This is a genomic window from Tardiphaga sp., assembly GCF_044340795.1.
Lineage (GTDB): Bacteria > Pseudomonadota > Alphaproteobacteria > Rhizobiales > Xanthobacteraceae > Tardiphaga.
This window is the reverse complement of sequence record NZ_JBIISY010000238.1, coordinates 1-8,907: the sequence shown is the minus strand read 5'-3', so window position 1 is coordinate 8,907 and position 8,907 is coordinate 1. Positions and strand designations below refer to the sequence as shown.

Annotated in this window: 9 protein-coding genes; 4 read left to right on the top strand and 5 right to left on the bottom strand. The window is 56.3% G+C overall.

Annotated features, from left to right (window positions below; all coding sequences use genetic code 11):
- Window positions 1-374 precede the first annotated feature (374 nt).
- Complete coding sequence (locus ACIQ17_RS26915) at window positions 375-1,028, bottom strand: outer membrane protein (RefSeq protein WP_398472391.1); 654 nt, start codon at window positions 1,026-1,028, stop codon at window positions 375-377.
- A 464-nt stretch (window positions 1,029-1,492) separates the two neighbouring features.
- Between ACIQ17_RS26915 and ACIQ17_RS26910 the strand changes: the two genes are divergently transcribed.
- Both ACIQ17_RS26910 and ACIQ17_RS26905 read left to right on the top strand, forming a co-directional pair.
- Window positions 1,493-1,783 carry a hypothetical protein gene (locus tag ACIQ17_RS26910; protein ID WP_398472390.1) on the top strand — a complete coding sequence of 97 codons (291 nt, stop codon included), beginning with the start codon at window positions 1,493-1,495 and terminating at the stop codon, window positions 1,781-1,783.
- A 51-nt stretch (window positions 1,784-1,834) separates the two neighbouring features.
- On the top strand, window positions 1,835-2,272 hold the full coding sequence (locus ACIQ17_RS26905; RefSeq protein WP_398472389.1) for a DUF1330 domain-containing protein: 438 nt from the start codon (window positions 1,835-1,837) through the stop codon (window positions 2,270-2,272).
- A 597-nt stretch (window positions 2,273-2,869) separates the two neighbouring features.
- Here ACIQ17_RS26905 and ACIQ17_RS26900 read toward each other — a convergent pair.
- Window positions 2,870-3,124 (bottom strand): hypothetical protein, encoded by a 255-nt coding sequence (locus ACIQ17_RS26900; protein WP_398472388.1) that lies wholly within the window; start codon window positions 3,122-3,124, stop codon window positions 2,870-2,872.
- Window positions 3,125-3,328: 204 nt separating this feature from the next.
- Window positions 3,329-3,550, bottom strand: coding sequence for a hypothetical protein (locus ACIQ17_RS26895; protein WP_398472387.1), 222 nt, complete (start codon window positions 3,548-3,550; stop codon window positions 3,329-3,331).
- A 652-nt stretch (window positions 3,551-4,202) separates the two neighbouring features.
- On the opposite strand from ACIQ17_RS26895, the gene ACIQ17_RS26890 reads away from it, so the two are divergent.
- Together ACIQ17_RS26890 and ACIQ17_RS26885 are read left to right on the top strand one after the other, a co-directional pair.
- Window positions 4,203-4,361 (top strand): hypothetical protein, encoded by a 159-nt coding sequence (locus tag ACIQ17_RS26890; RefSeq protein ID WP_398472386.1) that lies wholly within the window; start codon window positions 4,203-4,205, stop codon window positions 4,359-4,361.
- A 563-nt stretch (window positions 4,362-4,924) separates the two neighbouring features.
- The gene (locus ACIQ17_RS26885) at window positions 4,925-5,176 is read left to right on the top strand and encodes a hypothetical protein (protein ID WP_398472385.1); all 252 of its coding nucleotides are present in this window, start codon (window positions 4,925-4,927) and stop codon (window positions 5,174-5,176) included.
- 368 nt (window positions 5,177-5,544) lie between these two features.
- Here ACIQ17_RS26885 and ACIQ17_RS26880 read toward each other — a convergent pair whose 3' ends face one another.
- Complete coding sequence (locus ACIQ17_RS26880; protein WP_398472384.1) at window positions 5,545-5,853, bottom strand: hypothetical protein; 309 nt, start codon at window positions 5,851-5,853, stop codon at window positions 5,545-5,547.
- 1,979 nt (window positions 5,854-7,832) lie between these two features.
- Window positions 7,833-8,744 (bottom strand): RNA polymerase sigma factor RpoH, encoded by a 912-nt coding sequence (rpoH, locus tag ACIQ17_RS26875; protein ID WP_398472383.1) that lies wholly within the window; start codon window positions 8,742-8,744, stop codon window positions 7,833-7,835.
- Between the last annotated feature and the right edge of the window lie 163 nt (window positions 8,745-8,907).

The following is an 8,907-nucleotide window of genomic DNA, read 5'->3' as shown; positions in this document are numbered from 1 at the left end:
TGCGGCCGCACGAGAGAGTGTCGCTCCATCCTCAGAGAGCTTCACCAGCTTCAATGAATCTTCGTCGGTCCAACGGCGGGTCAGCAATTTTCTTGGCATATGGGAAAGCATTGAGGTGGCTGGGCAGGTCCTGTCCCATTAGCGGAACGAGCTAGCACGGTCGGTCCGGTACACGACACTTTGGTTGCGCGCAGCTTGTTCACCAACGCGGCGGTGGCTTCTCGCGTTTACCTTTGAAGACCACTGCCGCCGCGACTGCAGAAATATCACAGGGTCACCAATCGTTTAACAGATTCTTGGAATCTATTTTGTGATCAGAAAAAAGCCCGGCGCGAAGCCGGGCCCTAGTCGTTCTTGGAGAATAGGCGAAAGGCTTAGAACAAGCCGGTGCCGAAGCTACCCCAATTGAAGCGATAGTTCAGGCCGGCCTTGATGGTGTGCTCGTCGTTCCGGAAGCCACCGACCGCGAAGGTGGGGGTCAGGAAGGTCGTCGTACCGAAATCGTAGTACTGATATTCAATCTTGCCCGACCAGTTGCGGTTGAACAGGTATTCGATACCGCCGCCGACGGTGTAGCCGTTACGACCTGCGTCGCCGGTGAAGCCGTTGGTGAAGCGCGAGTCGGCCCAGGCGTAACCGCCCTTCACGTAAAGCAAGGTCGGACCCCATGCCGAGCCAAGACGGCCGGTGACCGAACCGAGGCCACGGTTGGCAAAGCTGCTGCTGGTATCGAGGAAGCTATAGTTCGCTTCAAGACCGAAGACCCAATTTCCGCCGAACTGAGTGTCCCAACCGATCTGACCACCGCCCATGAAGCGACCGTCGTTGCCGCCGCCGACCAGGTTGTCGGAGTTGCCGCGGAAAGCGCCGCCAACGTGGCCGCCGATATAAAAACCGGTCCAGTCGTATACAGCAGCCGGAGCTGCCATCGGAGCCTTGGCGTAGGGGCGAGCTGCCATGTCAGCAGCTGAAGCCGACGATGCGCTGAGCGCCGCGATAGCGGCCGAAGCGAGAAGATACTTTTTCATGATGGGTCCCCAACTGAATCACTAGGTGAAACCTAAAAGCATTCTCGCCGCATTACCGTCACCCATTTGCCACAGGTGACGGCAAAGCCGAGTATATCGCTAGAATGCAACCTATCGGCGGGCAGCTGATCGGACGATCGTGGCGAGGGAGCGCTCGGCGCACGGCCCTCATGAGCGTCGAACCTACCGCAAGGTTTTCTGAATTCGCTTCTAAAAACCCATATTGAAACGCTCAGATATTCGATCGCAGATCTCGCTAAGATTTTGACGACAGGCCGAACTTCCAGCTTTTTACGATTTTGACGCATTGCTCGGAGAGGGGAGCGATGACCCGGGGTCTTCGTTAGTGAATGATCCACGCTCTTTGGTCACGGTCGTCGTAGCGGCGAGCTAGTGAGATAACTTGCCAATCTGGATTTCGCAGTCTGGATATCGTAGCCGATCATCTGGCTTGGAGGACGACAGTGCAGCAACCAACGCGACACCCCGTTATCGATCCCGATAATATCAGCGAGACGCTTTGCCTCGGTCAGATCAACGTCCAGGCCGGTCCCGGCCCGCTGGCGACCCTAACCTTCACAAACCCGCGCAGCCAAGCCGGCCCGCTGTTTGCGCAAGGCACGAGCCTTTACGACGAGATAGTGCGGGCACGCATTGTCGTTACCGGAGAGCAACTCGTCGGACTGAGGGACCTCTTGAACCAAGTGCTGCAGCAACCGGCGCAGGAGCGAGAGGGCTCCTCTGTGGTCAATTAATTTTTTCAGGTGACGCTCTTTGGCTATGGTAGATGAAGGCTGCGAGGAATCATGGGCGTTGATCTCTTGAATATCGAGGGCCTGTTGGCACTGAAGCAGGACGATCCTGTCGTCATGATTAATCTGATGCGCTTCCGAAACACATCGTTGGATGGTGATGGTTCTGGTTGGGACGCCTACCTGCGATACAGCGCACTAACCGTCCCGATGATCAAGGCGCGTGGCGGCACTTTAATCTGGACGGGCAACCCGCAGGCCGTTGCATTGGGCAGGTCTGACGCGCATCGCTGGGACTATATTGCTCTGGTGTACTATCCAACAGTAAGGGCGTTCTCAGAAATGATGACGTCTCCCGATTACGAGATGCAATGTGATCCGCATCGCCTTAACGGATGCGAGGACCACGTCATTATTTGCACATCGGAAGCCTACAGCAAATTCAGCTCCGGCTCGCAAACAGGATCGAGCTCACGGTCCGGCGCCGACTGATCTCTTGGGTGGTAGCCATTCGTTGCCAGTAAAGCGACGTATCGCTCCATGGCAATTTTGCGCGAGCGGTAGGTGTCCGTCTGTTCAGCGTGAGGAAGTGTGTCGGTGAGCCAGCGCAGCACGTAGAGCAGTAACGTCACGATATCATCCAATGTGCAAGGGATGTTGCTCTGTCGTCGCTCCAGCGCCAAAGGTTCAAGGGAAGGCTGCGGGGGCCCCCCTGAGTGCGGGATCGTCTATAGAGCGCTGTTGTCGCACGCCAGGTGCTTTGTTCACCATGGGGGTGGCTTGCGAGACCGTCCGCTGGTCGCGATCACCATCGCGACCAAGGTCAAGAAAATCATCAACGTGATGACATCATGAAGGTGGTCTTCGGCCATCAAGGAAGCGCCCTGCGGCCCGTATCGGTCGCGACGAGCTGACCGTCGCGATCCTCGACCCATCCTAGTTCTCGCAATCGCTGGATCTTCGCATCGCTGACCTTCAGGAAATTCTGCCGGCCTGCAATGATATCTCGGAGCGCCCAGCGAAGAGCGATCTCATCTATAATTTCACTCATGCAATATCCAATAATGGAGACTCACCAGCCGCTTGAAACTAGGATGGTTTCCAATCTTCGATCCAATCTACCGCAGCCCGGAAAAAATCGATTACCTCGGTTACGTCTTTGGGGTTGGGCGGCGTTGCGCCCGTATCGTCCAGAAGGGCCAGAATGTTCCGTTCGTACCCCGCGAAGCGGACGTCGCCCAAAAGGAAGTCATGTTGCGGGAAACGCTCCTCAAGCTCAGACATCATCCGCGTCTGCTGAGCGCTCGTTGCCTCAGGGCTCATTATAAAAATGAACGTTGTCATGGCCAAACCCGCGTGGCCGCAAAGCGGGGGCGCCGGCTGCAATCATCAGCGCCCCCGCGCGCGCCAAGGCTGAGTGGGGGCAGCCAAGTCTGCGAAGCCTCATTCTTCAGCGAGCGCCCGACGTTTCTCATCAAGCAATTTGTCGCAGGGAAAACTGGTTTTATACAAGCAAAAACCGGCACGCACGGCGTCCGGGGCTAGTGACTAAGCCACGCGACGCTGTTCTCGAAGTCTCTTGGCTGCCTGAACTCCAGCTCGTGTCAGGGTGAAGTGGACTGCTTTCTTGGTCGATCGCCCCTTGGCCCAGCCGAGGTCTTCCAATCGCTTGAACGGATTCAATGCCACGTCCACTATTACACGAATGGAGCCGCCGAGGGCATAGATGTCCATAACTAACTGTTTGTCCTGCTCTTCTGGGCTCGGCATGGCGCCTCAATATAAAATTGTACTCAAAAAAAACAGCCCTCAAGCGACCGAGGGCTGGCAATGAAAATGGCTTGGTGAAACGACTGTGGGGGAAAATGTTGCATCGGCCAACATTGCTCGACAATGATACAGTAATGCGAGCTTAGCGTCGGCCCTCTATCGGACACATCTCCGGCTCTCGAGGATTAATCTTTAGCGGTTTCGTGATCGGCGGAACCGCAGATTGTGGCTATGCTGACGCACACGCCATGTATACTCGGATGGAGTAGCTCGGGTGGATTATGGCGGAGAATGCAAAATCAGGAGATGATGGCGGCTACACGCCTGACTTCCTGGCGTTCAAGCACGGCATTTCGGTCAAAGAAGCGATCGAACTTATTAAGCAGATAGGCCAAAACCGGAATGCGCTCGACAGGGCGGCATCTAAGCTTAGAACTACCGCACTTCGAATATCAACTAGATCGCCGCCGTAGATCAGCCTGGAAGCCGGCACCCGCCGGGGGGCTAGTCAAATCCAGAGCCTCCCACGTTTTTCTGGGGTTCCGTTAACTCGGTGGAAAGCGTCCTTGTTTGCGTTTCAGCTTTCACAGGTTGTTGCGCGGCACAAATGCTGGCCTCTGGTATTAAGCTCCGCATGGGGAGCTACACCATCATGCAAATCGAGAAAGGGTTCGTTGTGCTGGCCGATGGTCGGCCGCAGCTTCTTTTCGAGCGTGCTGAAGATGCAGAGGCGGTGGTTGACCAAGTCGAGACGCTCGGCAATCTGCCGGACTTTCGGTGGTTCGTTTTGGACTTCCCGTCGTCTGCCTGACCGCTGGTCGTCGCAAGAAGCCCAGCGTGATTATGCCGCATCCCGATTGTTCAGCGTTCGCATAACGACTTGACGAGCATCAAGTGCCGGCGTCGCCGCTTCGCTATTGCGAGATGATATCTGATAGTTTCAGGCTTTGCATGGCACCTCCATAGCACCTCTCCGTAAGTCCCGATGTTCGCCGCTTCGGCCGCGAGCGAGGGAGGTGCGCTCAATCTATGAGGGGATGGCTATGAGGAAAGACGATGCGCCCTGCGGGCGCGGCACGCGTGATCCTGCGTCAACATTGATAGGTTCGCCTCACTTCAATGAAACTCGAAAGTGCGTAGTCTTCCACTATTTGCGTGACGGGGGTCCGCAAGAGGTATGGCTTCGTGTTGACTCACAGATCCACGCAGCCACCGCACTCGAACTGTTCTGGTGCGCTTGGCCAGCATTGATCGGGAGGCTAGAAAGCACCGATCCAATCGATAGCATCGTCATGCCGGACTTCTCAATTTAATACGCTCTCTCTCGTTTCACTACAGCGCGAACGCTACTCGAGTTCGCACGGTGGACTGGCGATGCGTTATCTAATGGTGCCGTTATCGTTTCTTGCGATCAGCGAAGCTTCGGCCCAGCAAACTTACACCATTCAAAACTGGCCTTCGGAACTCGACAGGGTGCCGTGTGAGGCCTGGAAGAGAAATCCTGACGGGTCCATCGGGCAAACTGGCACCATAATTGTCGGCCGAACGAAGATGAGCGGGAAAAGCCTTAAGAACACTGTTGAAGCGGGCATGATCGAAAAGAAATGCTCAGCCGTTTTGAAATAGATGAAAGCGTCGTACAGTTGCAGCGCTCTTTATTGAGTAGCGCGCGGGTCAGACCACGCTCGATCCGGCCGACAGATCGCCTTGTTGTAAGCCTGCGGGTTCTTGGTACCGTCTTTCAATATGTGCCACCACTGTCCCGCCCGGCCTTCTCCGACGATAACGCCTCGGAATGGTCGACGGCTCGGCGGATGGACGATCACTCGGTCACCTTTCGCAAGGCCATCCATATCTGTCTCCCATTCGGCAGCACGAAAACGTACCCGGCCAATAGATAAATATCGGAAGCAGGCCACTACATGGCAACTCGTCCCGACTCCGGTTGGCGGCATGGAAGATAGCAAAAAGCCCCGGTCTTCCGGGGCTTTCGCTTAGTTGCCGCCGCCGCCGGCGCCGCCGCCAGCACCTCCGCCGGCACCGCCGCCAGCTCCACCACCAGCGCCGGCGCCACCGCCTGATGTCCGGGCGGCGTCAGTGTTGCTTGGAGCGTTGGCGCCACTGTACGTGCCCGAAGCGGCGTTCGAGCCGTTGAGGGAGCTCGCGTTATTGCCGCGCTCGGATCCAACGGCGCCCACGGTGCGATCCGCGGATGTAGGAGCCGGAGACGTGGTCGAGGTCTGTGCGATGGCCGTTCCCGAAAGCATTGCGAGAGCGGCGCCTGCGATCAAAAGCTTCTTCATGAGTGTTTCCTCATCGGTTGCTAACAAACCTCCAATGAAGCCGTTCAGGACACGTTCCGGCCTACAATTAATTATCCGATCGGAACGGAGCGCAAAATGTCGCGTCTTTCAGTCACCTTCATGGGAAGGTTCCTCTGCCTTGGCGATGATCCAGGCACGCCTGCCCCGGTGTCTTCCCCTGTGACACCGGGGCTTTTTTGGTGACGCATGCCAGAGCGCCGAAAACTTCGACCGCTATATATGATGGGCTCTAGCGATTATTCTGGCGCTGAGGCATTGCAGGTGGGTCGTAAAAATTATGTATGAAGGCGGCAGGGCGCCTGCTGATCCAAGCAGTCCCTCGACGAAGCAGGGCTACCGATGGCAGTCATTATTCGTAAGTGCGATTGGCACACGCGCGGTTATGGTGTTGAACCGCGGCCGAGTGCATTTCTGAGGTTAGCGACCTGGTCCGGCCACGTGATGCTCATCTGCTGTCACTCCAAGAGCGTGTATGCAGTGGCGCAGTTCAATGATCGTTGGCGAGCCACGGGATCCTTACGCACACCGTCCTACACTTAATCCGATGATCATAATGTTCAACACTCGTATGCTCCGCTAACCCATTCGTGCAATGTCGTCTTGGATACCTGAGAACTTGCCTTGCCGATTTGAACCTGATGAAGCGTTATATGAGGACGCTTTGACAACCGCCCCGTCGCCCGCGTTCGTCAGGTTAAGCGCGTGGGCATGTCTGCGCAGCTAACTCACATGCGAGTTGCGAAAGGAAAATATTCCATAATCAAAGTTATGCGAACTGTTCGCTTCTGCACATAGATGGTTTTTACTGAGGATGTAACGTACAAAGGAAAGCGGCTGGTCGTCACGCAGGGAAAAGCGACGTGATGCGCGTCCTAGCCTGCTCGATAACCGTCTCTCGTTTCAGAATGTCGTCAGTTAATGGCGATCTCGGTATCAAAATTCCATCTGGCCTTCTCACTCGGGCGATCCAACCCGCGCCAAGCCGCCTAACTTGGATCGTGAAACCGTTGTACTCAATATCTTCCTCAAGACTGATCATCACCACACGCTGCCTGTCTAAAACTTGAACTACGAGGCCAATCAAGTGCGATGACGTAAATCGTCGGGCGGGGGGAGGATTGGCGGCGTTGCAAACGTTGTACCTGAACTCATCCCAAGATCGCGCCAGCGACGACAATGATCGCAACGCCCGTCACGACGTATGCGTTGAAGTACTTCTGCATCGATCTCGTGACCGGCCTTAGCTCACTTTTGATCCAACCATCGCCCAGCGCCAGTGAATCCTTCTCAACGGATGTCTGGATGAAGGAGCATTTGGGACATTCATAAGCATGAGCCACATAGCTCAGCCGCTCTGGTGTAGAACGCAACCATATCGACGAAGCTCCGCACTCTGGGCAAGGTGGGGTCCGTGTCTGCGCCATTGGTCAGGCCGCTGATGCTTGCAATTGCCTCGCCGTCGGTGCTATCGCGTGCGTGCGGATCCTTGCCAGATTTTAGTCGATCATCATCGTCCCCAGACGGTCTTTGCATGCTTTCGGTTTGAGCGGGCAATCAAGGTACCCGCCACGAATTTAGAAAACTCTTTGAGTTCGTCAAGAGGCTTGTCCGAGCGAACTGCCCGCAAAACATCTGCTGGTCAGCGCAAGACCGCCGTCTCAGTTCGAAGACCGGTCTGCGATAGATTGCGCGCGCTGTTCCCGCGCAACCCATTCACTATAGGCCTGAAGAGCTGGGACTTGCCGCTCTCGCGCTCCACGCTGGATGCTTGCCAACGTCTCGGCCGACGGCGGCGACAAACCGGTCTCACGTTCATGCGCCTTACACCGAGAGGCGATAAGCAGTAGGAGGGCGAAGAAGAGCAGAAGCGATATCGCAGTAATCATAACAGTTGCAGATAAGTACGTCGTATCAGACCTTGGTCCCGACGGCGGGGTGGAAATCGGGGCATGACGTCATCACCCAGCAGCCTGCTTGGGCAAAGTCAGGGCACTGTGTTTAGCAGCCCCTCCCAAAGCAGCTCCGATAGCGACACGAACCTTTTGAATCGCGCGTTCCTCGACCTGGCGGACGCGTTCTCGGGAAATCCCTAGTTCTGCGCTGAGTTCATCCAGGATCAATGGGTCGTCTGTGAGCCATCTTGCCCTGATGATACGTTGCTCTCGCGCGGAAAGTCCGCTCAGCGCTTCTTCGAGGGCTTGACGACGTCGCGCGCTATCCCTCCGCTCAGCATATACTTCTTCGACATCTATATCGTCCGCAAGACGATCCTGCCATTCCAGTCCTTCATCGTCGTCGTCGAACGACCTTGCATTCAGCGACATGTCGCCCTGGAGACGCCTGTTCATTTCGATGACGTCGCTCTCGGGCGCGTGCAGACCTCGCGCAATGCGCTTGACCTGCTCTGGCTGTAATTCGCCGTCCTCCAGTGCGCCAATTCTACTCTTTAGACGTCGCAAATTGAAAAAGAGGCGCTTCTGGGAGTTCGAAGCTGCGATCCTGACAACGGACCAGGACCGCAGAATGTATTCGTGGATGGTCGCCTTGATCCACCAGGTCGCATAAGTCGCGAGCCGGAAGCCGCGATCCGGGTCGAAGCGTTTGACGGCCTGCATCAGTCCGATATTGCCCTCCGAAATGACGTCGGAGATCGGCAGGCCGTAGCCGCGATAGCGCATCGCGATCTTTGCGACGAGACGAAGATGGCTCGTCACTAACTGATACGCGGCCTCCTCGTCGTCCGTCTCACGAAGCCGACGCCCGTAGGCGACCTCCTGATCCGGCGTAAGCATTGGAAAGCTTTTGATCGCGTTCATATAGCGCGTAAATCCGCCCCCTGCTTCAAGGGCTGGAAGAGCCATTGCGGCCATTGTCGAACTCCATAGTGGCCATCTGGAATGCCCGCGCGCCGGTAAACCGGCGCGCGGAGTCGAAAGCTGCTTCAGGCAGCCCTAGCTTCCAGTTGTTCGACGTTATTGCGCGCACCCTGTCCGATCGGGATGAAGCGCGGCTTCATGGCCTCGGGCACTTCGC

What these genes read in the sequence shown, in the direction of transcription:
- ACIQ17_RS26915 (WP_398472391.1), bottom strand. Translation starts at nt 1,028, where the DNA reads ATGAAAAAGTATCTTCTCGCTTCGGCCGCTATCGCGGCGCTCAGCGCA.
- ACIQ17_RS26890 (WP_398472386.1), top strand. Translation starts at nt 4,203, where the DNA reads ATGCAAATCGAGAAAGGGTTCGTTGTGCTGGCCGATGGTCGGCCGCAG.
- ACIQ17_RS26880 (WP_398472384.1), bottom strand. Translation starts at nt 5,853, where the DNA reads ATGAAGAAGCTTTTGATCGCAGGCGCCGCTCTCGCAATGCTTTCGGGA.
- ACIQ17_RS26905 (WP_398472389.1), top strand. Translation starts at nt 1,835, where the DNA reads ATGGGCGTTGATCTCTTGAATATCGAGGGCCTGTTGGCACTGAAGCAG.
- ACIQ17_RS26885 (WP_398472385.1), top strand. Translation starts at nt 4,925, where the DNA reads ATGCGTTATCTAATGGTGCCGTTATCGTTTCTTGCGATCAGCGAAGCT.
- ACIQ17_RS26900 (WP_398472388.1), bottom strand. Translation starts at nt 3,124, where the DNA reads ATGACAACGTTCATTTTTATAATGAGCCCTGAGGCAACGAGCGCTCAG.
- ACIQ17_RS26895 (WP_398472387.1), bottom strand. Translation starts at nt 3,550, where the DNA reads ATGCCGAGCCCAGAAGAGCAGGACAAACAGTTAGTTATGGACATCTAT.
- rpoH (WP_398472383.1), bottom strand. Translation starts at nt 8,744, where the DNA reads ATGGCCGCAATGGCTCTTCCAGCCCTTGAAGCAGGGGGCGGATTTACG.